At 69.5% G+C, this 25738-nt stretch carries 22 protein-coding genes; 10 read left to right on the top strand and 12 right to left on the bottom strand.

Annotated features, from left to right (window positions below; translation table 11 throughout):
• Positions 1-73 precede the first annotated feature (73 nt).
• A complete protein-coding gene (locus BJ980_RS17750) occupies positions 74-556 on the bottom strand; it encodes a VOC family protein (RefSeq protein WP_179503519.1) in 483 nt (160 codons plus the stop codon).
• On the bottom strand, positions 553-1152 hold the full coding sequence (locus BJ980_RS17755; protein ID WP_179503520.1) for a DinB family protein: 600 nt from the start codon (positions 1150-1152) through the stop codon (positions 553-555). Before BJ980_RS17755 ends, BJ980_RS17750 begins: the two co-directional genes overlap by 4 nt.
• Positions 1153-1266: 114 nt before the next feature.
• On the opposite strand from BJ980_RS17755, the gene BJ980_RS17760 reads away from it, so the two are divergent.
• Together BJ980_RS17760 and BJ980_RS17765 are read left to right on the top strand one after the other, a co-directional pair.
• Positions 1267-2061: an alpha/beta fold hydrolase gene (locus BJ980_RS17760; RefSeq protein WP_343047869.1), complete on the top strand. Its 795-nt coding sequence runs from the start codon at positions 1267-1269 to the stop codon at positions 2059-2061.
• Complete coding sequence (locus tag BJ980_RS17765) at positions 2058-3008, top strand: EamA family transporter (protein ID WP_179503522.1); 951 nt, start codon at positions 2058-2060, stop codon at positions 3006-3008. Before BJ980_RS17760 ends, BJ980_RS17765 begins: the two co-directional genes overlap by 4 nt.
• Positions 3009-3076: 68 nt before the next feature.
• Here BJ980_RS17765 and BJ980_RS17770 read toward each other — a convergent pair whose 3' ends face one another.
• From BJ980_RS17770 to mce, 3 genes are all read right to left on the bottom strand, one after another.
• A complete protein-coding gene (locus tag BJ980_RS17770) occupies positions 3077-4450 on the bottom strand; it encodes a coiled-coil domain-containing protein (RefSeq protein WP_179503523.1) in 1374 nt (457 codons plus the stop codon).
• A gap of 136 nt (positions 4451-4586) precedes the next feature.
• A complete protein-coding gene (ccrA, locus tag BJ980_RS17775) occupies positions 4587-5927 on the bottom strand; it encodes a crotonyl-CoA carboxylase/reductase (protein ID WP_179503524.1) in 1341 nt (446 codons plus the stop codon).
• Positions 5928-6089: 162 nt separating this feature from the next.
• A complete protein-coding gene (mce, locus tag BJ980_RS17780) occupies positions 6090-6557 on the bottom strand; it encodes a methylmalonyl-CoA epimerase (protein WP_179503525.1) in 468 nt (155 codons plus the stop codon).
• A gap of 126 nt (positions 6558-6683) precedes the next feature.
• On the opposite strand from mce, the gene BJ980_RS17785 reads away from it, so the two are divergent.
• The 6 genes from BJ980_RS17785 (at position 6684) to BJ980_RS17810 (ending at position 11518) form a co-directional block, all read left to right on the top strand.
• Positions 6684-7886 carry an acetyl-CoA C-acetyltransferase gene (locus tag BJ980_RS17785; protein WP_179503526.1) on the top strand — a complete coding sequence of 401 codons (1203 nt, stop codon included), beginning with the start codon at positions 6684-6686 and terminating at the stop codon, positions 7884-7886.
• Complete coding sequence (gene meaB / locus BJ980_RS17790; protein ID WP_179503527.1) at positions 7886-8908, top strand: methylmalonyl Co-A mutase-associated GTPase MeaB; 1023 nt, start codon at positions 7886-7888, stop codon at positions 8906-8908. Before BJ980_RS17785 ends, meaB begins: the two co-directional genes overlap by 1 nt.
• Positions 8909-9040: 132 nt before the next feature.
• Positions 9041-9211 carry a hypothetical protein gene (locus BJ980_RS17795; protein WP_179503528.1) on the top strand — a complete coding sequence of 57 codons (171 nt, stop codon included), beginning with the start codon at positions 9041-9043 and terminating at the stop codon, positions 9209-9211.
• 7 nt (positions 9212-9218) lie between these two features.
• On the top strand, positions 9219-9740 hold the full coding sequence (locus BJ980_RS17800; protein ID WP_179503529.1) for a PH domain-containing protein: 522 nt from the start codon (positions 9219-9221) through the stop codon (positions 9738-9740).
• 11 nt (positions 9741-9751) lie between these two features.
• The gene (locus tag BJ980_RS17805; RefSeq protein WP_179503530.1) at positions 9752-10240 is read left to right on the top strand and encodes a MarR family winged helix-turn-helix transcriptional regulator; all 489 of its coding nucleotides are present in this window, start codon (positions 9752-9754) and stop codon (positions 10238-10240) included.
• 24 nt (positions 10241-10264) lie between these two features.
• On the top strand, positions 10265-11518 hold the full coding sequence (locus BJ980_RS17810) for a hypothetical protein (RefSeq protein ID WP_179503531.1): 1254 nt from the start codon (positions 10265-10267) through the stop codon (positions 11516-11518).
• 19 nt (positions 11519-11537) lie between these two features.
• On the opposite strand, the gene BJ980_RS17815 is transcribed toward BJ980_RS17810, so the two are convergent.
• Positions 11538-12656 carry a protein kinase domain-containing protein gene (locus BJ980_RS17815; protein WP_179503532.1) on the bottom strand — a complete coding sequence of 373 codons (1119 nt, stop codon included), beginning with the start codon at positions 12654-12656 and terminating at the stop codon, positions 11538-11540.
• A 65-nt stretch (positions 12657-12721) separates the two neighbouring features.
• Between BJ980_RS17815 and BJ980_RS17820 the strand changes: the two genes are divergently transcribed.
• Positions 12722-13684, top strand: coding sequence for a co-chaperone YbbN (locus BJ980_RS17820; RefSeq protein WP_179503533.1), 963 nt, complete (start codon positions 12722-12724; stop codon positions 13682-13684).
• Between the two features lie 3 nt (positions 13685-13687).
• Here BJ980_RS17820 and BJ980_RS17825 read toward each other — a convergent pair whose 3' ends face one another.
• The 6 genes from BJ980_RS17825 to BJ980_RS17850 form a co-directional block, all read right to left on the bottom strand.
• Positions 13688-14614 carry an NUDIX hydrolase gene (locus BJ980_RS17825; protein ID WP_343047871.1) on the bottom strand — a complete coding sequence of 309 codons (927 nt, stop codon included), beginning with the start codon at positions 14612-14614 and terminating at the stop codon, positions 13688-13690.
• A gap of 68 nt (positions 14615-14682) precedes the next feature.
• On the bottom strand, positions 14683-15558 hold the full coding sequence (locus BJ980_RS17830) for a phosphotransferase family protein (RefSeq protein WP_179503534.1): 876 nt from the start codon (positions 15556-15558) through the stop codon (positions 14683-14685).
• Positions 15555-17729 (bottom strand): 1,4-alpha-glucan branching protein GlgB, encoded by a 2175-nt coding sequence (gene glgB, locus BJ980_RS17835; RefSeq protein ID WP_179503535.1) that lies wholly within the window; start codon positions 17727-17729, stop codon positions 15555-15557. Before glgB ends, BJ980_RS17830 begins: the two co-directional genes overlap by 4 nt.
• A gap of 166 nt (positions 17730-17895) precedes the next feature.
• On the bottom strand, positions 17896-19281 hold the full coding sequence (locus tag BJ980_RS17840; protein WP_179503536.1) for a maltokinase N-terminal cap-like domain-containing protein: 1386 nt from the start codon (positions 19279-19281) through the stop codon (positions 17896-17898).
• Positions 19281-20972: a maltose alpha-D-glucosyltransferase gene (gene treS, locus BJ980_RS17845; protein ID WP_179503988.1), complete on the bottom strand. Its 1692-nt coding sequence runs from the start codon at positions 20970-20972 to the stop codon at positions 19281-19283. The genes BJ980_RS17840 and treS overlap by 1 nt, the downstream gene beginning before the upstream one ends.
• A 44-nt stretch (positions 20973-21016) precedes the next feature.
• Positions 21017-22987 (bottom strand): alpha-1,4-glucan--maltose-1-phosphate maltosyltransferase, encoded by a 1971-nt coding sequence (locus BJ980_RS17850; RefSeq protein ID WP_179503537.1) that lies wholly within the window; start codon positions 22985-22987, stop codon positions 21017-21019.
• A 142-nt stretch (positions 22988-23129) separates the two neighbouring features.
• On the opposite strand from BJ980_RS17850, the gene glgP reads away from it, so the two are divergent.
• The gene (gene glgP / locus BJ980_RS17855) at positions 23130-25700 is read left to right on the top strand and encodes an alpha-glucan family phosphorylase (protein WP_179503538.1); all 2571 of its coding nucleotides are present in this window, start codon (positions 23130-23132) and stop codon (positions 25698-25700) included.
• The last annotated feature ends 38 nt before the right edge of the window (positions 25701-25738 follow it).

A 25738-nucleotide genomic window follows, 5' to 3' on the forward strand; every position in this document is an offset into this window, starting at 1 on the left:
GCGCAGCCCCGAGGGAGCAGCCCGGGCGTCGCAACTCCACCAGGAGGGGCGGCGCCCGGTGTCATTCCCCGGCTCAGTCCAGGCAGAACTCGTTGCCCTCCGGGTCCCGCATCACGATGAACCCGGCGCCCATCGGCGGCGCCGGCTCGAACCTCTCGACCCGGGTGGCGCCGAGCGCGAGAAGTCGGCTGGCCTCGGCCTCGAGAGCGGTCATTCGTTCCTCGCCCTCGAGGCCCGGTGCGGCGCGTACGTCGAGGTGCACCCGGTTCTTGGCCGACTTGCGCTCGGGGACGCGTTGGAAGAACAACCGCGGGCCGGTGCCGGCAGGGTCCACCGAGGCGGAGGCGCGATTGCGCTCCTCGGTCGGGACGCCGAGCTTGTCCAGCGCCTCCTGCCAGGTGGAGAAGCCGGGCGGTGGGGCGGCGTACTCGTAGCCGAGCGCTTCGTTCCAGAAGCCGGCGAGGGCGTCAGGATCGGCACAGTCGAAGGTGATCTGCACGGTGCGCGCGACGACGGGGCCGGTCGTGTCGGGCCCAGTCACGGCCTGCCCAGTCATTTGGAGGACTCTTCCTTGCGCCACGGCTTGAGCCACTCCGTCTCGGGCCAACCCTCGCGACCGGCGATCAGCTCAAACATGGTGGCGCCGTCGATCGACTCCCGGATGATGTCCGCGTGACCGGCGTGGCGGGCCAGCTCCTCGATCAGGTGCAGCCACACCCACCGCACGGACCAGGCGGTGATGTCCTTCGGGTTCCACGGCGCGTCGGGAACGGGGACCGGGGCGTCGAGGTCGACCGCTGCGATGGCCTCCAGCACGGCGCTCGACACCTCGTCGAAGTGGGCCAGGACGTCGGCCACGGTGTCGGTCGGCAGCCAGGTGATGTTGCGCTCGCGGTCGGCGTACACCTCCTCGAGGGGACGGTCGTCGCTCACCGGGTTCGGGGCGGCCAGGGCGTGGGCAGCCCAGGTGACCTGGTTGTGTGCGGCGTGCTTGACCAGCGCGCCGACGCTGAGAGCGCTGCGGGTCGGCGTCGCGCCGGCCTGCTCGTCGGTGAGTCCGAAGATCACGGCGCGGAACGCGTCCTGCTGCTGGATGAGGTAGGCACGCAGACCGTCGCGCTCATCGATGACCGGGGGAGCTTGGGCAGGCATGGGGTCGTCCTCTCGTTGTTTCGTTGACGGTCTCACCCTCCCACCGGATGTGGACAGATCCTGACCGCAATGGGGTTCGGTCCGGAGAACTTCCGGGTGCGCCACAATGAGGGCGTGAGTGACTCCGACCTGCACGTGACGAACCTCGGCGAGAGCGGCCCGCGGGTCGCCTTCTGCCACGGACTCTTCGGCCAGGGGAAGAACTGGACGGCGATCGCCAAGGCGATCTCCGATGACCACCGGGTCTCCCTGATCGACATGCCCAACCACGGACGCTCCCCGTGGACTGAGCATCTCGACTATCCCGAGATGGCCGAGCAGGTCGCCGAGCTATTCGACGCCGACGACCCGGTCGCCCTGGTCGGTCACTCGATGGGCGGGAAGATCTCGATGCTGCTGGCCCTGCTCCACCCCGAGCTGGTCGAGCGGCTGGTGGTCGTCGACATGTCGCCCGTGGACTACCCGGGGCAGAGCGAGTTCGCCGGCTACATCGACGGCATGCAGGCGCTGGACCTGGCCTCGATGAGCACCCGCGCCGAGGCCGACGAGGCGCTGTCCGAGGCCGCCCCCAATCGCACCGTGCGCAGCTTCCTGCTCCAGAACCTCCGTCGCGACAGCGGTGGCCAGGGCTGGCGGTGGATGCCCAACCTGGACCTGCTCGGCCGCGAGCTGCCGGTGCTCGGCGGCTGGCCCGCGGACCGGGTGGAAGCAACGACGTACGACGGTCGCGTGCTGTGGGTGGCCGGAGCGGAGTCGCCCTACGTCAAGGACGACTATGCGCCGGCGATGGAGGCGCTGTTCCCGCGGGTGGCCAAGGTGACCATCAAGAACGCCGGACACTGGGTGCACTCGCAGCAGCCCGAGGTCTTCACCGAGGTGCTGCGACGGTTCCTGGCCACGAAGCCATGACGGCCACCGGGCCCCGGCTGGCCTCGGGCCTCGGCTTCGCGCTCCTCTCGGCGGCCTCCTTCGGGCTCTCCGGGTCGTTGGCCCGCGGGCTGCTCGACCAGGGCTGGAGCGCCGGCGCCGCGGTCACCGTCCGGGTCGCGATCGCCGCCCTGGTGCTGCTGGTCCCGGCCGCGATGGCGCTGCGTGGGCGTTGGCACCTGCTGCGCAACGCCTCGGGCATGGTGGCCATCTATGGGGTCGTCGCGGTAGCCGGCTGCCAGCTCTGCTACTTCTATGCCGTCGAGCACCTGCAGGTGGGCGTCGCGCTGCTGATCGAGTACACCGCTCCGGTCGCCGTGGTGGTGTGGCTCTGGTTGCGCCACGGCCACCGGCCGGGACGACTCACCCTGGCCGGCGCGCTGGTGGCTGCCGCCGGACTGGTGCTGGTCCTCGATGTGGTCTCGGGCGCACGGCTGAGTGCCGTGGGCGTGCTCTGGGCACTCGGCGCCATGGTCGGAGCCGCCACCTACTTCGTGCTCTCCGCCGACGAGGACAACGGACTGCCGCCGATCGTGCTGGCCGGCGGCGGGCTCTCGGTCGGTGCGCTCGCGTTGGGCCTGGCGGGCGCGATCGGCATCGTCCCGATGCAGGCAGCCACTCGCGACGTCGAGTACGCCGTCGGTTCGGTGCCGTTCTGGGTGCCCCTGCTGGCGCTGGGCCTGGTCACGGCAGCGCTCGCCTACACCACGGGCATCGCCGCGGGCCGTCGGCTGGGCTCGCGACTGGCCTCGTTCGTCGCGCTCAGCGAGGTGCTGGCCGCGCTGGCGGCGGCCTGGCTGCTGCTCGACGAGCTGCCCCGGGCGCTGCAGCTCGTCGGTGGCGTGCTGATCCTGGCCGGCGTGGTGCTGGTCAAGATGGGGGAGAAGGACATCAGGACCCTCGAGGAGGACGGGCTCCCCGTGATCTGAGGCGTCCGGACACGCACGACGCCCCGACGGATCACCGTCGGGGCGTCGTGGAGTGGCTGTGAGTGGTCTCAGTCCTCGTCGCCGAAGCCGGACATCACGTCGCGCAACGCTGCGAGCTGGGCGGTGATCGAGTCGCGACGTCGCGCCAGACGGTCGACCTCGGCCCGGGTCGCGGCCAGCTCCCGGTCGGCGTCGGCCTGGCCGGTGGCGGTCAGGCTCTCCGACTGGCTGCGTGCGGAGGCGACGATCTGCTCGGCCTCGCGGCGGGCGCGGGTGAGCAGTGCCTCGGACTCCGTCTGGGCCTGGGCGCGGTGCGCCGAGGCCTGGTTGGTGGCCTCGCTGGCGCGCTGCTCGGCTGCGGCGGCGCGCTGCTCGGCCTCCTCGACCAGCCTGCGGGTCTCTGCGGTGGCGCTGGAGTGGTAGTCGGCCGCCTCCTTGGCCAGGCGCTCCTTCTCCACGGCCAGCGTGCGGCGTGCCTCCTGCACCTCACGGTCGGCGGCGGCCCGGGCCTTCTCCGCCTCCCGCTGGGCGGTGACCCTGGCGTCGTTGCTCTCCTGCTCGGCGGCCAGTCGGAGCTGGTCGGCCTCCCGCTTCGCGGCGGCGCGGAGGTCCTGGGCCTCGCTGCGGGCCAGGTTCCGCTCCTGCTCGGCGTCGGCGATGATGCGGGTCCGCTGCTCGTCGATCTCGGTGAGCTGGACGACGCGCATGTCCTCGGCCTCGCGGCTGGCGTCGGCACGGATCGCCTTGGCGTCCGCGTTGGCCTGTGAACGGATCTCGGTCGCCTCGCGGACGGCCTGGTTGCGGATGTCCTCGGCCTCCTCCTCGGCCAGTCGCAGCAGCTCGTTGGCGCGGCCACCCAGGCCGGCGTACGAGGGCCGCTCGGCCTCGGAGACCTTCTTCTTCAGTGCCTCGAGCTCACCCTCCAGCTCGATGACCCGCTTCTCGGACATGCCGAGGCTGTTGCCCAGGCCTGCCTTCTCGGTGGTGAGCTGGTTGAGCAGCTGGTCGACGGCGCCCTTGTCATAGCCGTTGCGGCGCACCACGGGCAGCGAGGGCAGGGACGGGGACTGGACGGCCGGAGAGTATGCCGAGTGGCCACCGCTCGGCGCGGAGCCCTGCGACGGCTGCGCCTGGGCGTGCTGCTGCTGGGGTGCCTGCTGGCGGGGGGCGGCTGCGGCCGGCGCCTGGCGTGCCGGTTGTGCGCCGGACTGTCCCTGGCCCGACTGCTGGCCCGACTGCGGGCGCGCCTGCTGGCCGGACTGCTGGCCCGACTGCTGGGGCCGGGCGGGGGACTGCGCCGGAGGGCGAGTCGACGTACGTTCCTGCCCCTTGCCCGGCTCGTCCTTGATCGCCGGGATCACCTGGGTGGCGTCATCCGCGCCGGTCGACGCGGGGTCGCCCGTGGAGGCGTCATCGAAGATGGACAGGCCGTCGTCACTCATTCACAAATCCTTAGTCAGTCGTGGCACCCGTGTGTCCTACAGTCTTGCGGATCGCCGGTAAAGAACCCACCCCGGCTCGCGCACAGTGCGCGAACCGGGGTGGAATTGTTCATGGCGTGTGCTCCACGCCTTCTGCTCAGACGCCGCGGAAGGCGTTGATCTTGTCGATGTGCTTCTCGCGCAGCTCGGTGTTGAGCACGCCGAGGCCCTCGGAGGGGGAGAGCGCCAGCACGCCGACCTTGCCCTGGTGCTTGTTGTGGTGCACGTCGAGCGCGGCCTGGCCGACCTGGTCCAGGGTGTAGGTGCGCGACAGGGTCGGGTGGATCTTGCCCTGGGCGATGAGGCGGTTGGCCTCCCACGACTCGCGGTAGTTGGCGAAGTGCGAGGAGACGATCCGCTTCAGGTTCATCCACAGGTAGCGGTTGTCGTACTCGTGCATGTAGCCCGTGGTCGACGCGCAGGTGGTGATGGTGCCGCCCTTGCGGGTGACGAAGACGGAGGCACCGAAGGTCTCGCGGCCCGGGTGCTCGAAGACGATGTCGATGTCCTCGCCGCCGGTGAGCTCACGGATCTTCTTGCCCAGTCGCAGCCATTCCTTGGGGTTCTGCTGGGTGCCCTCTTCGTTCCAGAACTGCCACTTCTCGTCGGAACGGTTGATGATGAGCTCGGCGCCCATCTTGCGGCAGATCTCGGCCTTCTCCTCGTTGGAGACGACACAGATCGGGTTGGCGCCACCGTTGAGCGCGTACTGCGTGGCGAAGCCGCCCAGGCCGCCCGAGGCGCCCCAGATCAGGACGTTGTCGCCCTGCTTCATGTCGCCACCGTTCTTGGAGACGAGCTGGCGGTAGGCGGTGGAGTTGACCAGACCGGGGGAGGCAGCCTCTTCCCAGGTCAGGTGCTCGGGCTTGGGCATCAGCTGGTTCGACTTGACCAGGGCGATCTCGGCGAGACCACCGAAGTTCGTCTCGAAGCCCCAGATGCGCTGCTCCGGGTCGAGCATCGAGTCGTTGTGGCCGTCGGCCGACTCCATCTCGACCGACAGGCAGTGCGCCACGACGCGGTCGCCGGCGTTCCACTTGGTCACACCGGGGCCGGTCTTGAGCACGACGCCGGACAGGTCCGAGCCCACCACGTGGTAGGGCAGGTCGTGACGCTTGGTGAGCTCGGAGAGGCGGCCGTAGCGCTCGAGGAAGCCGAAGGTGGAGACCGGCTCGAAGATCGAGGTCCACACGGTGTTGTAGTTGATCGCGGACGCCATCACGGCGACGTAGGCCTCGCCCGGTCCCAGCTCGGGAAGGGCGACGTCCTCGACGTGGAGGGACTTGCGCGGGTCCTTCTCCTTGCTCGGGATGCCTTCGAACATGTCGACCTCGTCCTTGTGGACCGTGACGGCCCGGTAGGACTCGGGCAGTTCGAGGTTGGCGAAGTCCTCGGCGCTGGTGTCGCCGGCCTGGATCGCGTCAAGAATGTGCTGCACGGGGAAACTCCCTGGAAGTGTCGAGTGGGCGAGTCGGGCACAACGTACCCGTGAGTAACGTGGAGTGGGGCGCTGTGAGACTGACGTCTCACACGCAGGGTGGTCTTCTGCGCCCCGGGAACGGTCTCAGTGTGGCCGACGGTTCGGTGCGTCAGTGCTGGGTCAGTGCTCCGGGGACGCCGCGGGCTCGACCAGCTCCACCAGGACGCCACCGGCGTCCTTGGGGTGGATGAAGTTGATCCGGGAGTTCGACGTGCCGCGCTTCGGCTCGGGATAGAGCAGGCGCAGGCCACGCTCGCGCAGGATCGCGGAGACCTGCTCCACGTCGGTCACCCGGTAGGCCAGCTGCTGCAGGCCGGGGCCGGAGCGGTCGATGAACTTGGCGATCGTGGACTGGTCGTTGAGCGGTGCCAGGAGCTGGATCCGCTGGGTGGTGGTGTCGCCGCCCTCGGAGTTGATCTGGACCATGGCCTCACGGACGCCCTGCTCCTCGTTGACCTCCTCGTGGGCGACCTCCATGCCGAAGGTGTCGCGATAGAAGGCAATCGCCTCGTCCAGGTCGGGAACGGCGATGCCGACGTGATCGATGCAGACGAACAGGTTCTTGGGGATGTCGACAGGTGCGCTCATGGGGCCATCGTGACCTGCGCGCGCAAGCGTGAGTGACGACGTCCACATCCGGGACACATGGTCTCGATGAATAGGACGGGGTTAGGCTCGCAACATTCCATTCATGCATCACCAGGAGGAACAGAAATGTCGTCCACGTCCGGCGGATCCGTCATCGTTGCAGGGGCACGTACGCCCGTTGGTCGCCTTCTCGGCGGCCTGAAGTCCCTCTCGGCGGCCGACCTCGGCGGTGTCGCCATCAAGGGTGCCCTCGAGAAGGCCGGCGTCGCCGGCGACCAGGTCGACTACGTGATCATGGGCCACGTGATCCAGGCCGGTGCCGGCCAGATCACCGCTCGCCAGGCCTCGGTCAAGGGCGGCATCCCGATGAACGTCCCGGCGATCACGATCAACAAGGTCTGCCTCTCGGGCATCAACGCGATCGCGCTGGCCGACCAGCTGATCCGCGCCGGCGAGCACGACATCGTCGTTGCAGGTGGCATGGAGTCGATGACCAACGCCCCGCACGTGCTGCAGAAGTCCCGCGAGGGCTTCAAGTACGGCGACACCCCGCTGGTCGACTCGATGGCCTACGACGCCCTCTACGACCAGTTCACCGACCAGCCGATGGGCAACCTGACCGAGTCGTGCAACGCGGCCGGCAAGAACCTGACCCGCGAGGAGCAGGACGAGTTCTCGGCCCGCTCGCACCAGCTGGCCGCCCAGGCCTGGAAGAACGGCGTCTTCGACGACGAGGTCGTCCCGGTGACGATCCCCTCGCGCAAGGGTGACGTCACCGTCTCCCAGGACGAGGGCATCCGCGGCGACACCACCGCCGAGTCGCTCTCCGGGCTGCGCCCCGCCTTCGACAAGTCCGGCACGATCACCGCCGGGTCCTCCTCGCAGATCTCCGACGGCGCTGCTGCGGTCGTCGTGATGAGCAAGGCCAAGGCCGAGGAGCTCGGCCTCGAGTGGATCGCCGAGATCGGCGCCAGCGGCCAGGTCGCCGGCCCCGACTCCACGCTGCAGCTGCAGCCGGCCAACGCCATCGTCAAGGCTGCCGAGAAGGAGGGCATCGCGGTCTCCGACATCGACCTCTTCGAGCTCAACGAGGCGTTCGCCGCAGTGGGCATCGAGTCCGCTCGCCAGCTGGGCGTCGACGCCGACAAGGTCAACGTCAACGGCGGTGCCATCGCGATCGGTCACCCGGTCGGCATGTCCGGCGCCCGGATCGTCCTGCACCTGGCGCTCGAGCTCCAGCGTCGCGGTGGCGGCACCGGTGCTGCCGCGCTGTGCGGTGGCGGCGGCCAGGGCGACGCCCTGATCATCCGCGTGCCCGCCAAGGCCTGATGGTCACGGACAACGCTTCCAGCGCAACGGCCGGCCGACCGCGAGGTCGGTCGGCCGTTGCCGTTCCCGAGCTGGTCGAGAAGGCGCGTGCCGGGGACCCGCGCTCGGTGGGTCGACTGATCTCCCTGGTCGAGGACGCCTCGCCGCTGCTGCGCGAGGTGATGGCCGAGATCTGTCGACACGACGACTCAGCCGCCGATCGGGCGATCACGATCGGCATCACCGGCGCCCCGGGGGTGGGCAAGTCCACCTCCACCAACGCGCTGGTCACCGAGCTGCGCAAGGCAGGCAAGCGCGTCGGTGTCCTGGCCGTGGACCCGTCCTCGCCGTTCTCCGGTGGCGCCCTGCTCGGTGACCGGGTCCGGATGGGTGACCATGCCCTCGACAAGGACGTCTACATCCGGTCGATGGCCTCGCGCGGTCACCTCGGGGGACTGTCGTGGAGCACCCCGCAGGCGATGCGGGTGCTCGACGCCGCGGGTTGCGACGTCGTCCTGGTCGAGACCGTCGGTGTCGGGCAGAGCGAGGTGGAGATCGCCGGACTGGCCGACACCACGATCGTCCTGCTGGCTCCCGGCATGGGGGACGGCATCCAGGCTGCCAAGGCCGGGATCCTGGAAGTGGGCGACGTGTACGTCGTCAACAAGGCCGATCGCGACGGAGCCAGCTCGGTGCGCCGCGACCTTCGCAACGCACTCGCCCTGACCCAACGCGGCGAAGGTGCCTGGAAGCCCCCGGTGCTGATGACCACCGCACAGGACGGCTCCGGCATGGCCGAGGTCGTGGCCGAGCTCGACAAGCACGCCGAGTGGCTGCGCGCCAGCGGTGAGCTGGCGCGGCGGCGTACCCGTCGCGCTCGCGAAGAGGTCGAGGCGATCGCGGTCACCACGCTGCGCCAGCGCTGGGCCGCCGTCGGGCGCCACGACCGGCTCGACGCGCTGGCCGTCGAGGTGGCCGAGGGCAGGACCGACCCCTACACGGCGGCGGACGTGCTGCTGGACGCGCCCGAGTCGGCTGGGTGAGGGCCCGGCCCGTTGGGCGCGCCTCCCGCACCCCTCGGGTCGCAGTTGTTAGAAAAGACCCTGCAGCAAGTTGTCCGAGCAAGTTCTCCGGGCAGCACCCTGCCCACACCACACTGAGGATGGAGAGTTGAGATGGACGCCAAGAAGGGCGTGCTCGCCGTCGTCGTGCTGTTCCTCGGTTTCTGGATGTTCAAGGACCCCAGTGGGCTGGCGGACATCGCCAGCTCCGGCGCGGGCGAGGGCTGGGGGCTGACCACTCAGCTCTTCGACGCGACGATCAACTTCATCAACGAGTTGTTCTAGGACCGCCATGGGGTTGACCAAGACCCTGTCGGATCCCAACATCCGCAAGCACCTGCTCCGCGACGAGGGCGAGGTGATAGTCGATGAGGTCATGCACCACTGGATCGTCTACGTGGTGCCGATCCTCGAGGTCGTCCTCGCGCTGGTCCTCCTGATCGCGTTCCCGTTCATCGACATCGACCTGGCCTGGTTCCCGTTCCTGCTGGCCGTTGCGATCCTGGGCCACGCCGGCTACAAGACGCTGGCCCACTTCCGGGACAGGTTCGTGATCACCAACATGCGCGTCTTCCGGGTGCACGGGGTGTTCACCTCAAACCTGGCCACGATGCCACTGAGCCGGATCCTCGACATCACCGTCGTCAAGCCGTTCCACGGGCGCCTGCTCGGCTTCGGGCACTTCGTCTTCGAGTCCGCCGCCCAGGAGCAGGGGCTGCGCGACATCCGCCACGTGGCTCGTGCCGACGAGCGGGACCTCTCCATCCAGCGCGTCGTCCAGCGTTCCGGCCTGCGCGGACCCAAGGTGAACTAGGTGAGTCTCCGATGACCCTGCCCTTCGACCCCATCGACGAGGCCGCCCGACAGTGGGGCGAGCGCTGGGACGGTGTGGCGCAGATGCACGCCGTCACGTCTCTGATGCGGGTCCAGCAGCTCGTGCTCGGTCGGCTCGACGCCATCCTCAAGCCGCACGGCCTCACCTTCGCGCGCTACGAGGCGCTGGTGCTGCTGGTCTTCTCCTCACGCGGCGCGCTGCCGCTGGGCAAGATGGGCGAGCGCCTGCAGGTGCACCCCACCTCGATCACCTCGATCATCACCCGACTGGTCGTCTCCGGACACGTCGTACGCCGTCCGCACCCGAATGACGGTCGTGCGGTGCTCGCGGAGATCACCGAGTCCGGCCGGGCGGTCGTCGAGGCGGCCACGGCGGACCTGCTCAAGGAGGGCTTCGCGCTCGGCTCGATCAGCGAGGACCAGCTGGGCCAGCTCTCGGAGCTCCTTCGACCGGTGCGCAACGACGCAGGTGATTTCTGAGTGCCGGTGGGTAGGGTGCCGGTCGTGAATCGGATGCGCATCGCGGTTGTGGCTGCACTCTTCGGGACCCTGGCCTGCACTGGCATCGGTCCGGCGTCAGCAGACCCCGGTGACCTCGGTGGTGAGCCGATCAAGACCACGACCGATGAGGGCACCCCGGTGCCGATCAAGGCCGGTCTGTGGAAGGTCACGCTTGCGCCGGGCGACCTGCCGCTGTGGTTCGTCTACGAGCGCGACCCGAAGCACCCCGACAGCACGGTGCACATCGGGGTGAGTGCACGGTCCACCGGCGAGAGTGCCGGCACCGTCTCGCTCAAGGCGGCCGCCGACAACGAGGATCGCACCTCGTGCGGCAGCGGCTCCGCCACAGGCGACTTCTCCCAGCCGCAGCTGCCCTTCGGTGTGGAGCTCGCCGTCGGCACCGGGGACTACGGCTCTCGTGACTCCGCCTGCCTGACCTCGGACAGGATCAAGTTCAGTGTCGGCCCCGGCTACTCGACGCTGGACGATGACCTGGAGCTGGCGATCAAGGTCGTCGAGGAGAGCTCACTTCGAGACGCGGACGATCCCGCCCTCCCGGCCCCGCCGGAGGAGGACGCCGCGTTCGTGGCACCGAAGGCCAGCAGCCCGGAGGCGGTGACGCCGGGCACCACGTTCTCGGATGCTCCCGTTCTCGACGACGGCACGGTCTCGGGAAGCGTCAAGGAGGGCGAGCAGGTCTTCTACCGGGTGCCGCTCAACTGGGGACAGACATTGGCCGCCCAGCTGGACGCCAAGGCGTTGCCGCAGGCCGTCCTCGACCAGGGCGGCCCGGCATCCCTGTCCGTGGACATCTACACACCGATGCGGCGCAACGTCGACTCCGGCTTCGACGACACGACCGAGCGCGGACAGGTCGGTGACGAGGCTCTCGAGCTGACCACCGGGCGTGGGCCACTGCTCTATCGCAACCGCTTCGAGAACGGGGTCACCTACCTTCCCGGCGACTACTACGTCGCGGTGTCGGCCAAGCCGAACACGTCGCGCGAAGAGGCCGCTGAGATCCCGTTCGAGCTCACCGTCCAGGCCCAGGGCGAGGTCGCCGGTGTCCCGGAGTTCACCGAGGACAAGGGCTATCTGATCGGCGCGGACCAGCGGTCCACCGTGGCATCGGGCACTCCGCGGCCCACGGACTCCGAGGAATCGGGCTGGGTCAACGCGCGTCGGCTCGGCGGACTCGGACTCGGCCTGGTCGGCCTCGTCCTGCTGGCGCTGGGCGCGCTCCGTCTGCGCAGCTGAGCGACCCGTGACACTCGCGTCAACCGAGGATGAGCACGCCTGCTCCGAGGAGACACAGGACGCCGGCGAGCAGCATCACCAGTGCGGTCAGGTTGGAGCGACCCGTCGTCTCGGGAGGCTGGTGAGCGACATGGTGGGGCCTGTGCATCGTGGTCGGGGCGCCGCGATCCAACATCGTCGGGTTGGCCGTGGTCTGCTGGCCGGCTGAGCCGAAGGGAGCAGTCGTGGCGGGGGAGTACGGCGTACCGCCGGCGGTCACAGGAGTTGTGGGTGTGGCGGTCCACTGGTCCTGGTCCACGCGCACGTCGGCGAAGTGGTCCCTGATGAAGATCGACTCGCCCGGCTCCGGGGCCAAGCCGGTGAGCGACAGCGCCGCGAGGCGCTCACGGAAGTCGGTGGCGCTCGTCGGACGCTTGGTGGCATCCTCGTCGGTGGCCACGGCGAGCAGCTCCACCAAGGCCCTGCGATGCGGATCGTCGTCGGAGATCGCGTCGACGTCGATGCCGGGCGTCTCGGTGGAGGGGCGGTCACCGGTCAGCATCTCGAAGCCGACCCGACCGACCGAATAGATGTCCGAGCGGAAGTCCGGGTCACCGCCGCGCCACTGCTCGGGCGCCATGTACCCGGGGCTCCCGATCACCATCGAGGCCCGGGTCATCCTAGGCTCGTCCAACGGGGCCGCGATGCCGAAGTCGGTGAGCCGCAGGTGGGGCATGGCGGCACCGGTCGGCTCGAGGAGCAGGTTCGCGGGCTTCACGTCACGGTGGACGATGTCGGCTGCGTGCACCGCTTCGAGGGCCTGCAGCGTCTGGTCGAGAAGGAGCGCGGTCCAGCGGACGGGGAGGCGGCCCTGCTCCTTGAGCAGCCCTGAGACGGCACCGCCGCGCATCAGCGGCATGGTGAACAGCACGCGGTCGTCCATGCCTGCCCAGGACTGGGGAGTGACGACGTGGTCATGGTCGATGCGCATCGATTGCTCGCGCACGAAGCGGAGCAGCGAGGCGGCATCGGACTGGCGAAGGATCTTGGCGGCCTTCATCTGGTTGTCCGAGCGATCCAGGATGCACCAGACCGTGCCCATGCCTCCCATCGCAATGGGATCGAGCAATTCATAGCGACCTGCGAAGACTTCACCCACGGGCACGACCCTACCCACCCAACCCCCGGCGTACGCCTCTTGTCGCATCGGGGAAGATGGTGCCCATGAGTCAACAGCCGTTCTCCCGTCCCGGTGCGATCGACCTGTCCGGCCTGCGCCAGCCGGCCAACACGCCTGCCCCTGGTGCAGGCGCGCCAGCCGGAGGTGCGCCCGCCGGTTCAGCTGGTGGGGCTGCGCCCGGTGGCGCCTACTCGGTGACCATCACCGAGCAGAACTTCCAAGAGGTCCTCGAGGCCTCCCGTACGGCGCCGGTGGTCCTGGTCTTCCACTCGCCGCAGCAGTCGCCCGAGAGCAGCCAGATGGCGCGCGACGTCGAGACCGTCGTCGCCGAGCACGAGGGCCGCTTCCTGGCCGGTGACGTCGACATCGACGCAGTGCCCGGGATCGCGCAGGCCATGCAGATCCCGCAGGTGCCGCTGATGCTGGTGCTGCTCGACGGTCGTCCGGCCACCCAGCCGATCCCCGGGCCTGCCCCGATCGAGGACATCCGGGCGCTGTTCGCCCAGCTCGTCCAGCAGCTCACCGCCCAGGGCATCGCCGGACGGCACGCCCCGCGCGGAGCAGCCCCCGTCGCCGAGGGCGAGGAGCCGCAGGCCGACCCCCGCTATGCCGCCGCGCAGGACGCGCTGGGCGAGGGCAACATCGACCTCGCCGTCGCGGAGTACCAGAAGCTCGTCGACGCCAACCCGGCCGACACCGAGGCGAGCGCCGGGCTGGCCATGGCGAAGGTGCTCCAGCGCACCCAGGGCGTCGACCTGAACGCCGCGCGCCAGGCTGCGGCCGAGGCCCCCGACGACATCGACGCCCAGACCATGGTGGCCGACCTGGACATGCTCGGCGGACACGTCGAGGACGCGTTCGGCCGGCTCACCGAGCTGGTCCGCCGCACCGCCGGCAACGAGCGGGACAAGGCACGCACCCACCTGCTCGGGTTGTTCGCGGCCGTCGGCAACGACGACCCCCGGGTGATCCGCGGCCGGCAGAACCTGGCCTCGGCACTGTTCTGAGCCTCAGGGGCGGCCGGACTCGGTGTACGTCGGGCCGTCCCCGGCCAGTGCCGCCAGCGCGGCGGCGACCCGCCGGGCGGTGAAGTCGGCGGCGCGCTCTTTGACCTGGTCGAGGGTGAGGAACTCCGCCGAGCGGATCTCGCGCTCCTGCTTCACGATCGACTCCAGCACGGACGGGTCGTGGACCCCGCCGTCGAAGATCAGGCAGACGGCGTCGTCCCACCCGCCCCAGGCCGGCAGCCAGTCGGTCAGCACGAGTGGGCCGGCCTCGATGGTCAGGGAGAGCTCCTCCTCGAGCTCGCGGACGGTGGCCAGGCGGGGTGACTCGCCGACCTCGACCACGCCGCCGGGCAGGTCCCAGTCCTTCTTGTAGGTCAGCTGGCACATCAGCACCCGGCCGTCGGGATCGCGGACCAGCATCTGCCCGATCGCCCGCTTGCGTGGCAGGAACGAGTTGAGCAGGGATCGGAACGTCGACGGATCACTGAGCGGCGGGTCACTGGCAAGCCGCGCCGCGACGACGTACCCGGTGGTGGTCTCCCGCTCGGCTGTCCCGGGAGAGACCCGGCTGATGCCCTCGCGGCGCAGGCCGGCCCGGGTGGCCACCCGCAGCGAGGCGTCGTCGTCGGAGGGGATCACGGCCTCGAGCCGGTCCAGGCCGAGGCCCTGCTGGCCGGAGTCGGTCAGCGCCCAGTCGGTGAGCAGGCGTACGCCGCGCGCAGCGCTGCCGCGGCGGCGGTGCTCCTGCTCGAGGTGCCAGGTCAGCCGGCCCGCAGACGTGCCGAGGCGTTCGATGGCGACCCGACCGATCGGGATTCCCTCGCGCTCGACGACGAAGGCGAGCTCCGCGGTGGTGGTGGCGGAGCCAGTGTCGGACGCCGGTCGCAGGCTCACTGATCCGTCGGTCAGGGTCGGCAGATCGTCACTCACGTGGCCACCCTACTGGGGCCGTGTCGAAGTGATCGCGGTGCCAGAACTGCCCACAGATCGACCGCGTCCTAGCCCACGCGCTCGCGCAGCAGGTCGTGTGCCCGGGCAGCGACCGGGTTCTCCTCGCGACGACTCGCGAGGTTGAGCAGTGCCCACAGATCGGCCGCCTGTGCCTGTTCGAGGAGCAGCCCGACATCGCTCGCCTCCGGGATGTCGAGATGCTCGAGGACCGCGGCGGTGAGCACCGGCTCGTCGTCGAAGCGGAGCAGGTTGCCCAGGTCCTCGACCGCCAGGCCGGCACGGGCGAACTCCCAGTCGAGCAGGCCGGTGACCTCACCCGACTCGGGATCGACGAGCAGGTTCTTCGGGTTGAAGTCACTGTGCACGAGGCAGGCACGCTGGAGTGGGTCGAGCAGGTCCTGGCTGCGAGCGGCCAACGAGGTCAGCGCAGTGCGTTCGGTGGGTGACCAGTCGCCGAAGAGGCCGTCGGCGAGCAATGACTCCAGATAGGTCGGCAGGTCCGTGTACGGCGCCGGCCACGGCTCGGGAGACAGCCGGGGCGTGGTGAAGGCGCCGGCATTGAGGAACGGCATCCCCGACAGGCGAGTGAGGATCCGGCCCAACGAGGCGCCGATCCGGGCACGCAGCTCGGCAGAAGCCGTCAGCAGCACGAGGTCGAGCCGGGTGCCGGGCAGCATCGAGGTGACCAGCAGTGCGGGCAGCTGCGCCTCGGGTTCGGGTCGGCGTACCTCCAGCACTTCGGGCACCGGGAGCAACCCACGGACCAGGTGCAGCACCGCGGCATCGATGTCGACCGCGTCGTGGCCACGGGTGGCGGAGCGGTTCGCGAAGATGCGTACGACGGCCTGCGCCCCGTCCCACTCGGCGCGGAACGTCTCACCGCTGTGACCGCCCTCGAGCGGCTCGAGACTGGGCGGGATCATCGGGCCGCGCGGAACCAGACAGTCGCCAGCGGCGGGACCACGATCTCGGCGTACGCCGGCTGGCCCTGGCACTCGCCGTCCACCGCCTCGATGCGGCCCAGGTTGCCGACCCCGGAGCCGGCATAACCCTCCGAGTCGGTGTTGAGCACCTCGAGCCACTCACCACTCGCAGGCAGGCCGAGCCGGTAGTCGTGGTGCGGGACGGCCGAGAAGTTGCTGACGCAGACCAGGTCGGGCGCGCCGGGGGCACGACGTACGAAGGAGAAGACGTTGCGGCTCGCGTCGTTGGCGTCGATCCAGGCGAAGGTGGCGGGGTCGTTGTCGGTGGCGAAGAGCGCAGGGGTGGCGCGATAGGCGGTGTTCAGGTCACGCACCAGCGTCTGGATGCCGCGGTGCTCGACGTGGTCGAGCAGCCACCAGTCGAGCTCGCGGGCCTCGGCCCACTCCGACTCCTGACCGAGCTCGGCGCCCATGAAGAGCAGCTGCTTGCCGGGGTGCGCCCACTGCCAGGCCAGGTAGGCGCGCAGGTTCGCCAGCTGCTGCCACCGATCGCCGGGCATCTTGCGCAGCAGGGAGCCCTTGCCGTGCACGACCTCGTCGTGGGAGAGCGGCAGGACGTAGTTCTCGGCGAAGGCATAGACCAGCGGGAACGCCAGCTGCCCGTGGTGGTGGACGCGGTGCACCGGCTCGTTGCGGATGTAGGCGAGCGAGTCGTGCATCCAGCCCATGTTCCACTTGAACCCGAAGCCGAGCCCGCCCGCAGACGTCGCCCGGGTGACGCCGTCCCAGGCCGTCGACTCCTCGGCGATCATCATGATCCCGGGCACCCGGCGGTGCACGACCTCGTTGAGCTCCTGCAGGAAGCGCACCGCGTCGAGGTTCTCCCGGCCACCGTGCTCGTTGGGGGTCCACTCGCCCGGCTCGCGGGAGTAGTCGAGGTAGAGCATGCTGGCCACCGCGTCGACGCGGAGGCCGTCGGCATGGAACTCCTCGAGCCAGTAGAGCGCGCTGGCGACGAGGAAGTTGCGCACCTCGTGACGGCCGAAGTCGAAGATGTAGGTGCCCCACTCGGGGTGCTCGCCCAGATGCGGGTTCGGGTGCTCGTAGAGCGGGGTCCCGTCGAACCTGGCCAGCGCGAACTCGTCCTTGGGGAAGTGCGCCGGCACCCAGTCCAGGATCACGCCGATGCCGGCCCGGTGGAGCGTGTCGATCAGGTGGCGCAGACCGTCCGGGTCACCGAAGCGCGCAGTCGGCGCGAAGTAGGAGGTGACCTGATAGCCCCAGGAACCGCCGTAGGGATGCTCCATCACCGGCATCAACTCGACGTGCGTGAAGCCCAGGTCGACGACGTACGCCGTCAACTCCTCGGCGAGGGTCGCATAGTCGGGGGTGGCGCCGCCGTGCTTGCGCCAGGAGCCGAGGTGGACCTCGTAGACCGACATCGGCTCGTTGACCGCCTGGCTGCGGCTGCGTGCGGCGATCCACTCCTCGTCGGTCCAGGTGTGGGTCGACTCGACGATCCGTGATCCCGTGGCCGGCGGCACCTCGGTGGCGTTGGCCAGCGGGTCGGCCTTGTCGTGCCAGTGCCCGTCGGCGCCGAGGATCGCGAACTTGTAGCAGGCGCCGGCAGTCACGTCGGGCAGGAACAGCTCCCAGACGCCCGAGGTGCCGAGCTGGCGCAGGGGAGTGGCCCGGCCGTCCCAACCGTTGAAGTCACCGATCACCCTGACGCCGCGCGCGTTGGGTGCCCAGACCGCGAAGCCGGTGCCGGTGACGCCGCCGTCGAAGCTGCGGACGTGGGCGCCGAGGACCTTCCACAACTGTTCGTGGCGGCCCTCGCTGATCAGGTGGATGTCCAGCTCGCCGAGCGTCGGCAGGTGCCGGTAGGGGTCGTCGTGGGTGACCGGCTCGAAGCCGTCGTAGGTGACCTCGACGCGATAGTCGGGGACCTCGGTGACGGGCAGCTCGCCGCCCCAGACGCCGTCGTACTCATGGGTGAGGTCGGTGCGGTCCTGACCGTGCAGGACCGTCACGCGTGCCGCCATCGGGCGGAGCACCCGGACCGTGACGGAGCCCTCGTGCAGGTGCGCCCCCAGGACATGGTGGGGGTCCCCGTGGCCGCCGTTGACGAGCAGGTCGAGCTCGGCGGTGGATATCGGGCGGATCGGCATGCTGACCCCTTCAGGACGACTATGGGTGAGCGTTCTTCGAGCCTAGCGGGAATCGTGGAGCGTCAAGTGCTGGGCGCGGAACGTGAATTGGCGACGGGTCGGCGTGGTGCAGAACGTGAATCCGCGACGGGTCGGCGAGGGGGTGGGGCGGGGCGGGGGATGCGGGTCAGCGGTTGACGATCCGCTCGATGCCGGCCAAGGGGATCGGCAACCAGGACGGACGGTTGCGCACCTCGTAGACGCATTCGTAGACGGCCTTGTCGGCCTCGTAGGCGTCGAGGAGCAGCTGCTCGTCGTCGCTCAGCTCGCGCCCGGCACAGGCGCGCAGGAACGCCGAGCGGTTGCGCAGCGTCCACTCCTGCCCGCGGTAGTCGCGCTGCGTCTCGCCGGTGCCGTCGGAGCCGGCGAAGATCCTGGCCACGGCCAGGGCCGCGTAGTCGAAGGACCGGAGCATCCCGGCGACATCGCGCCACCGGGAGTCGGGGAGCACCCGTTCGGCCAGTGGCCTGGCCGGCTCGCCCTCGAAGTCGACGATCTTCCAGCCCTTGGCGGTGCGCAGCGTCTGGCCCAGGTGCAGGTCGCCGTGGATCCGCTGGACCGCGACGGCGTCGAAACCCGCGACCTGGTCGAAGATCGCGCTCAGCCCGGCGCGGTGCTCGGCCAGGTCGGGCACGACCTCGATCGCCGCGTCGAGACGGGCACGCATCGATCGGGCGAGCTCGGCCATCTCGTCGGGGCTGCGGGTCGCCACCGGGAACTTCTCGGCCAGCACCTCGTGGACCTCGGCAAGGGCCTCGCCCAGGCGTTCGCTCTCACCCGCGAAGTCACCCCCGACCTCGGCCGCGTGCAGGTCGGCCTCGGCATAGAGGTTGCGCACGCTGGCCTGGGCCAGCTCCCACCCGTCGCTGGCGGTGCGCAGGAACTGCTGCAGCATGCCGAGCTGGATCACCGAGCCCGTGGTCTGGCTGTCCGGGTCGTTCACCTCGAGCCAACCGAGCAACGCGGCCACGTGCTCGGAGCCGGCCTCGGTGAGGACGCGGTGTACCTGCACGTCCGGGTTCACCCCGGGCGTGACCTTGCGGAACAGCTTGAGCAGCGAGTCCTCGCCGAAGGCGACCGAGGAGTTGGACTGCTCACCGGTGAACGGCGAGGAGATCGCCGAGGTGTCGAGCTGGCTGCCCGGCAACCGGTGGAAGGCGAGCGCGCCCGGGGAGAGCGAGGGATCGGCGAACGAGGCCAGCAGCTGGCTCATCGCCTCACGATCGTGGATCGCGTCATAGACGTGGCTGCGGCCGAAGTCAGGGTCGTCCCAGACGCCGATCAGGGCATGCTCGAGCCGGTCGTCGGGACCGGTGCGGAAGGCCAGCGGCAGCTGGTAGAGCTCGCTGTCACCCTCGGCGAAGGTGATCTCGACCAGGTCGATGGCGACCCCCGGACCCTCGTCGGGCAGCGGAAGCGTCCCGGCACGGCGTACGCCGGTGACTTGGAAGGTGCGGCCCTTGCTGGCGAACCAGCGGGCGTTCTTGATGAAGTGGCGCAGTTCGCTGTCCATCAGGAGTCCTCGCTCGCGAAGGCCCCGTGCTGCGGCAGCCGGAACCAGTAGAAGCCGTAGGGAGCCAGGGTCAGCAGGTAGGGCAGCTCGCCGATCGCGGGGAACGGCACACCGCCCAGCAGCTCGACGGGTCGGCGCCCCTCCCACTGCCGCAGGTCCAGCTCGACCGGCTGGGGGAAGCGCGAGAGGTTGTGCACGCAGAGGATCACGTCGTCCTCGTGCTCGCGAACGTAGGAGAACACGCTGGGGTTCGAGCCGCCGAGGTCGCGGAAGTCGCCGAGGCCGAACGCGTCGTGCTGGCGGCGGGCGTGGATCATCCGGCGGGTCCAGTGCAGCAGGGAGGAAGTGTTCTCCATCTGCGACTCGACGTTGACGGCCTGGTAGCCGAAGACCGGGTCCTGGATCGCCGGCAGGTGCAACCGGCCGGGGGTGGCGGAGGAGAAGCCGGCGTTGCGGTCCGGCGTCCACTGCATCGGGGTGCGTACGCCGTCACGGTCACCGAGCCAGATGTTGTCGCCCATCCCGATCTCGTCGCCGTAGTAGAGGACCGGCGACCCGGGCAGCGAGAGCAGCAGCGCGGTGAAGAGCTCCATCCGGTTGATGTCGTTGTCCAGCAGGGGAGCCAGGCGCCGACGGATGCCGATGTTGGCCTTCATCCGTGGGTCCTTGGCGTATTCCTCCCACATGTAGTCCCGGTCCTCGTCGGTGACCATCTCGAGGGTGAGCTCGTCGTGGTTGCGCAGGAAGATTCCCCACTGGCAACCGTCGGGGATCGACGGGGTCTGCTCGAGGATCTCGGAGATGGGGTAGCGCGACTCACGGCGTACGGCCATGAAGATGCGCGGCATCACCGGGAAGTGGAAGGCCATGTGGCACTCCGTGCCGATCCAGTTCCCCTCAGGCGTCTGCTCGGGGCCGAAGTAGTCGACCACGTCGGCGGGCCACTGGTTGGCCTCGCACAACAGCACTCTGCCGGGATAGTTCTCGTCCACGAACGTTCGGCACTTCTTGAGGAAGTCGTGGGTCTCGGGCAGGTTCTCCCCGTTGGTGCCGGGACGCTCGTAGAGGTAGGGCACTGCGTCGAGGCGGAAGCCGTCGAGACCCATGTCGAGCCAGAACGCCATCGCCTCGAACATCGCCTCATGGACCTTCGGGTTGTCGAAGTTGAGGTCGGGCTGGTGGGAGAAGAACCGGTGCCAGAAATATTGCTGGCGGACCGGGTCCCAGGTCCAGTTGCTCGGCTCGGTGTCGACGAAGATCACCCGGGCGTCCTCGTAGAGCTCGTCGGTGTCCGACCACACGTAGAAGTCGCCGTAGGGGCCCTCGGGGTCCTCGCGACTGGCCTGGAACCACGGGTGCGCATCACTGGTGTGGTTCATCACGAAGTCGATGATCACGCGCATGCCCCGCTTGTGGGCCTCGTCGAGGAACTCGTGGAAGTCCTCGACGGTCCCGGCCTCGGGGAGGATGTTGGTGTAGTCGGCGACGTCATAGCCGCCGTCACGCAGGGGCGAGGTGAAGAACGGCGGCACCCACAGGCAGTCGACGCCGAGCCACTGCAGGTAGTCGAGCTTCTCGGTCAGGCCCTTGAAGTCGCCGGTGCCGTCGCCGTTGGAGTCGCGGAACGAGCGGACCAGCACCTCGTAGAAGACCGCAGTGCGGAACCAGTCCGGTTGGTCGGCCGGCCCCATGCCTGCGGCAGCGCTCCCGGTTGCCGACGGGGTGACGGGCAGGTTCACAAGGGGCTCCTCACGGTCAGGATGTGCGCGGACTCGACACCGGGGTCGAGTCGGACGTAGTTGTGCTCGGTCCAGTTCCAGGTCTGGTCGCTCAGCTCGTCGTGCACCACGAACGGACGGTGCGGGTCGAGACCGAGCGCAGGCAGGTCGAGATGGACCATCGTCTCGTGGGTGCCGTGCGGATCCAGGTTGACCACGGCGATCACGATGTCGTCGCCGGCGTGCTTGGAGAAGACCAGCACGGCGTCGTCGTCGCTGCCATGCACCACGACGTTGCGCAGCTGCTGCAGGGCCGGGTGCGCGCGACGCAGCTGGTTGAGCCGGGTGATGTACGGCGACAGGGTGCGGCCCTCGGCGGCTGCGGCGTCCCAGTCGCGGATCCGGATCTGGTACTTCTCCGAGTCGAGGTATTCCTCCGAGCCGGGCTTGAGTGCCACGTGCTCATAGAGCTCGAACCCGGCATAGACACCCCAGCTGGGGGAGCCGAGTGCTGCCAGCGTGGCCCGGACCTTGAACGCCGAGGGGCCGCCGTACTGCAGGTAGGCATGGAGGATGTCGGGGGTGTTGACGAAGAAGTTCGGCCGCATCAGGTGGTCCGACTGGTGGCTGACCTCGAGCAGGTAGTCGCCGAGCTCCTGCTTGCCGGTGCGCCAAGTGAAGTAGGTGTAGCTCTGGTGGAACCCGACGGCGCCGAGCGCGTGCATCATCGCCGGGCGGGTGAACGCCTCGGAGAGGAAGAGCACACCCGGGTCCACCCGTCGTACCTCGGCCAGGAGACGCTCCCAGAAGGCCAGCGGCTTGGTGTGCGGGTTGTCGACGCGGAAGATCCGGACCCCGTGCGAGATCCAGTGGCACACGATCCGCAGCACCTCGTTGAAGATGCCGCTCGGGTCGTTGTCGAAGTTGACCGGATAGATGTCCTGATACTTCTTCGGCGGGTTCTCGGCATAGGCGATGGTGCCGTCGGCCCGGGTGGTGAACCACTCCGGGTGCGAGGTGACCCAGGGATGGTCGGGCGCCGCCTGCAGGGCGAGGTCGAGGGCGACCTCGAGGTCGAGCTCGCGGGCCCGGGCCACGAACGCATCGAAGTCCTCGAAGCTGCCCAGGTCCGGGTGGATCGCGTCGTGCCCACCGTCGGCGGAGCCGATCGCCCACGGCGACCCGGTGTCCTCGGGGCCCGGGGTCAGGGTGTTGTTGGGCCCCTTGCGGTTCACCTCACCGATCGGGTGGATCGGCGGCAGGTAGAGCACGTCGAAGCCCATCTCGGCGACTGCGTCCAGCCGGTGCGCTGCGGTGCGGAAGGTGCCACTGGTGACCCGGCCGTCCGCGTCCTTGGTGGCGCCCTCGGAGCGCGGGAAGAACTCGTACCAGCTGCCGAACAGGGCGCGCTGCCGGTCCGCCCACAGCGGATAGGGCCCCTCGACGGTGACCAGCTCGCGCAGCGGGTGCTCGGCCAGGGCGGCGACGACCTCGGGCGACTCCAGCACAGCCAGGCGGGCGAGCACCGGACGGTCGGTGTCGCCGGCGGCCTGCGCGGCAGCGGTGAGGGTACGTCGTACGTCGGCGGCATCGGTGGGAAGCTCGGCGAGGAGGCGCTCGATCAGCAGCCGACCCTCGGTGAACATCAGCTCGGTGTCGATGTCGGCAGGGATCTTGATCCCGGCGGCGTGCTGCCAGGTGCCCACGGGGTCCGACCAGGCATGGATCGCGAAGGTCCACGCCCCCTCCACGTCCGGCGTGACCATCGCAGTCCAGCGGTCCGGGACATCGGGATGCTTCGACATCCGCACCGGCGCGCGGCGTTGCCCCGCGGGGTCGGTGAGGACGACTTCGGCGCCGAGCAGGTCATGCCCTTCGCGAAAGACGATCGCGGTGACCGGCAACGGCTCACCGACGGTGGCCTTGGCCGGGTGGCGGCCAAGGTCGACGAGTGGTGTCACGTCCATGACGGGTATGCGTCCGACCATGCAGCCAGCCTTGCGGATCGGGATCGGCCACGCAAACGTTCCACTCCCACCGGCCGCCGCGGCACCCCGGTCGGCTTGCGCGGATCCGGTCGGCCCGAGGTGTTCATTCGACCTGTTCACCAGGGCTGGTTAGGTTCGTGGGGTGAGAGCCATTCGACGATTCACCGTCCGACCGGTCCTTCCCGAGCCGCTCCAGCCGTTGACCCAGCTGGCCACCAATCTCAGATGGTCATGGCATCCGCCGACCCAGGACCTGTTCGCCGAGATCGATCCCGAGGCCTGGCAGGCGGTCGAGGGTGACCCGGTGCGCCTGATCGGCGCGGTCGAGCCCGCGCGGCTCGACGAGCTCGCCGCGGACTCCGCGTTCGTGCGCCGGGTCGAGCAGGCTGCGGCAGGACTTGCGACCTACCTGGGCGAACCCTCGTGGTGGTCGCGCAACGTCGAGGAACCGCCGGGCTCCATCGCCTACTTCTCGCCCGAGTTCGGGGTGACCTCGGTGCTGCCGCAATATTCCGGCGGGCTGGGCATCCTGGCCGGCGACCACCTGAAGACCGCTTCCGACCTGGGCATCCCGATCATCGGGGTCGGTCTGCTCTACAAGCACGGCTACTTCCAGCAGACGCTCTCGCGCGACGGCTGGCAGGAGGAGACCTATCCGGTCCTCGACCCCGACACCGCGCCGCTCTCGCTGCTGCGCGAGACCGACGGGAGACCCTCGCTGATCAGCATCGCCGTACCCGGTGAGGCGCCCCTGTGGGCGCGCATCTGGGTGGCCGCAGTGGGCCGGGTCCCGCTGCTCCTGCTGGACACCGATCTCGAGGAGAACGCCGGCGAGCTCCGCGCCGTCACCGACCGGCTCTACGGCGGCGGTGGTGAGCACCGACTGCTCCAGGAGCTCCTGCTCGGAGTCGGCGGGGTGCGTGCCCTGCGCGCGTTCTCCCGGATCACCGGGACTCCCGCTCCGGAGGTCTTCCACACCAACGAGGGCCACGCCGGATTCCTCGGTGTGGAGCGGATCCGCGAGCTGACCGTCGCCCAGGACGGACCCGGACTGGACTTCGACACGGCGCTCGAGGTGTCTCGTGCGGGAACGGTCTTCACCACGCACACGCCGGTCCCGGCGGGGATCGACCGATTCCCGCGTGAGCTGATCGAGCAGTACTTCGCTGGCAACAGCCCCGTCCCCGGTGCGCCGGTCGACCGGGTCCTCGCGCTGGGCGCCGAGACCCACGACGGGGGCGACCCGGCCGTGTTCAACATGGCAGTGATGGGCTTCCGGCTCGCCCAGCGCGCCAACGGCGTCTCCCAGCTGCACGGAGAGGTCTCCCGCTCGATGTTCAACGGGTTGTGGCCGGGCTTCGACGAGGAGGAGGTGCCGATCTCGTCGATCACCAACGGCGTGCACGCGCCCACCTGGGTGGCCCGCGAAGTCTTCGAGCTCGCTTCCCGAGCCGGTGCCGACGTCAGCAGCGACCGGCCTGAGGTGTGGGACGTCGCCGATCACGTCTCCTCCGAGCAGCTCTGGTCGACCAAGCGCACCCTGCGCGAGCGTCTGGTCGAGGACGTCCGGAGCCGGCTGCGGACGTCCTGGCGACAACGAGGTGCGGCGCCCGCGGAGCTGGGCTGGATCGACTCGGTCCTCGATCCCGACGTGCTCACGATCGGCTTCGCCCGCCGAGTCCCCTCCTACAAGCGGCTCACCCTGATGCTCCGCGACCCCGCACGGCTCAAGGCCCTCCTGCTCCATCCCGAGCACCCGGTGCAGCTGGTGATCGCGGGCAAGGCGCACCCGGCCGACGACGGCGGCAAGCGGCTGATCCAGGAGATGGTCCGGTTCGCCGACGACCCCGAGGTCCGGCACCGGATCGTCTTCCTGCCCGGCTATGACATCGCGATGGCGCAACCGCTCTATCCCGGCTGCGACGTGTGGCTCAACAACCCGCTGCGCCCCTATGAGGCCTGCGGCACCTCGGGCATGAAGGCCGCCCTCAACGGGGGACTCAACCTCTCCATCCTCGACGGGTGGTGGGACGAGTGGTACGACGGCTCGAACGGCTGGGCGATCCCCTCGGCTGACGGGATCGGTGAGGAGGACCGTCGCGACGACATCGAGGCCAGCGCGCTCTACGACCTGGTCGAGAACGAGGTCGCCCCGCGCTTCTACGATCTCGACGCCGACGGCGTCCCGTCCCGCTGGATCGAGATGGTGCGGCACACCTTGAAGTCACTGGGCCCGCGGGTGCTCTCGACCCGGATGCTCCGTGACTACGTGGAGCAGCTCTACCTGCCTGCAGCACGCGCGTCGCGAACCCTGTCCGAACCGGCGCGCGCCGGTGAGTTCGCAGCGTGGAAGCGACGTGTGCGCGACGGGTGGGACGTCGTACACATCGAGCACGTGGAGTCCCACGGTGTGGCCGACTCCGCGGAGATCGGCTCGAGCCTCCAGGTGGCCGCGTTCGTCTCGTTGGGCGAGCTCTCCGGTGACGACGTGGCCGTGCAGCTCGTGCACGGACGGATCGGTCCCGACGACGAGCTCGTCGAGCCGCGGACCCTGCTGCTCGGCGTCGGTGAGAGTTGGGCAGGCGGGCGGCACCGCTTCGAGGGCAGCTTGTCCCTGGATCGCTCCGGACCGTTCGGCTACACCGTCCGGGTGGTCCCGCGCCACGAGCTGGCCGCCTCGGCCGCCGAGACCGGGCTGGTCCGGATCGCCTGAGCCGCCGAGGAGGGAGCGGGTGGGGGAGTCCCCGCTTC

Source organism: Nocardioides daedukensis (assembly GCF_013408415.1).
Classification (GTDB): Bacteria; Actinomycetota; Actinomycetes; order Propionibacteriales; family Nocardioidaceae; genus Nocardioides; species Nocardioides daedukensis.

What these genes read in the sequence shown, in the direction of transcription:
- BJ980_RS17750 (WP_179503519.1), bottom strand. Translation starts at nt 556, where the DNA reads ATGACTGGGCAGGCCGTGACTGGGCCCGACACGACCGGCCCCGTCGTC.
- BJ980_RS17755 (WP_179503520.1), bottom strand. Translation starts at nt 1,152, where the DNA reads ATGCCTGCCCAAGCTCCCCCGGTCATCGATGAGCGCGACGGTCTGCGT.
- BJ980_RS17765 (WP_179503522.1), top strand. Translation starts at nt 2,058, where the DNA reads ATGACGGCCACCGGGCCCCGGCTGGCCTCGGGCCTCGGCTTCGCGCTC.
- BJ980_RS17770 (WP_179503523.1), bottom strand. Translation starts at nt 4,450, where the DNA reads ATGAGTGACGACGGCCTGTCCATCTTCGATGACGCCTCCACGGGCGAC.
- mce (WP_179503525.1), bottom strand. Translation starts at nt 6,557, where the DNA reads ATGAGCGCACCTGTCGACATCCCCAAGAACCTGTTCGTCTGCATCGAT.
- BJ980_RS17785 (WP_179503526.1), top strand. Translation starts at nt 6,684, where the DNA reads ATGTCGTCCACGTCCGGCGGATCCGTCATCGTTGCAGGGGCACGTACG.
- meaB (WP_179503527.1), top strand. Translation starts at nt 7,886, where the DNA reads ATGGTCACGGACAACGCTTCCAGCGCAACGGCCGGCCGACCGCGAGGT.
- BJ980_RS17795 (WP_179503528.1), top strand. Translation starts at nt 9,041, where the DNA reads ATGGACGCCAAGAAGGGCGTGCTCGCCGTCGTCGTGCTGTTCCTCGGT.
- BJ980_RS17800 (WP_179503529.1), top strand. Translation starts at nt 9,219, where the DNA reads ATGGGGTTGACCAAGACCCTGTCGGATCCCAACATCCGCAAGCACCTG.
- BJ980_RS17805 (WP_179503530.1), top strand. Translation starts at nt 9,752, where the DNA reads ATGACCCTGCCCTTCGACCCCATCGACGAGGCCGCCCGACAGTGGGGC.
- BJ980_RS17820 (WP_179503533.1), top strand. Translation starts at nt 12,722, where the DNA reads ATGAGTCAACAGCCGTTCTCCCGTCCCGGTGCGATCGACCTGTCCGGC.
- BJ980_RS17830 (WP_179503534.1), bottom strand. Translation starts at nt 15,558, where the DNA reads ATGATCCCGCCCAGTCTCGAGCCGCTCGAGGGCGGTCACAGCGGTGAG.
- glgB (WP_179503535.1), bottom strand. Translation starts at nt 17,729, where the DNA reads ATGCCGATCCGCCCGATATCCACCGCCGAGCTCGACCTGCTCGTCAAC.
- BJ980_RS17840 (WP_179503536.1), bottom strand. Translation starts at nt 19,281, where the DNA reads ATGGACAGCGAACTGCGCCACTTCATCAAGAACGCCCGCTGGTTCGCC.
- treS (WP_179503988.1), bottom strand. Translation starts at nt 20,972, where the DNA reads ATGGGGCCGGCCGACCAACCGGACTGGTTCCGCACTGCGGTCTTCTAC.
- BJ980_RS17850 (WP_179503537.1), bottom strand. Translation starts at nt 22,987, where the DNA reads ATGGTCGGACGCATACCCGTCATGGACGTGACACCACTCGTCGACCTT.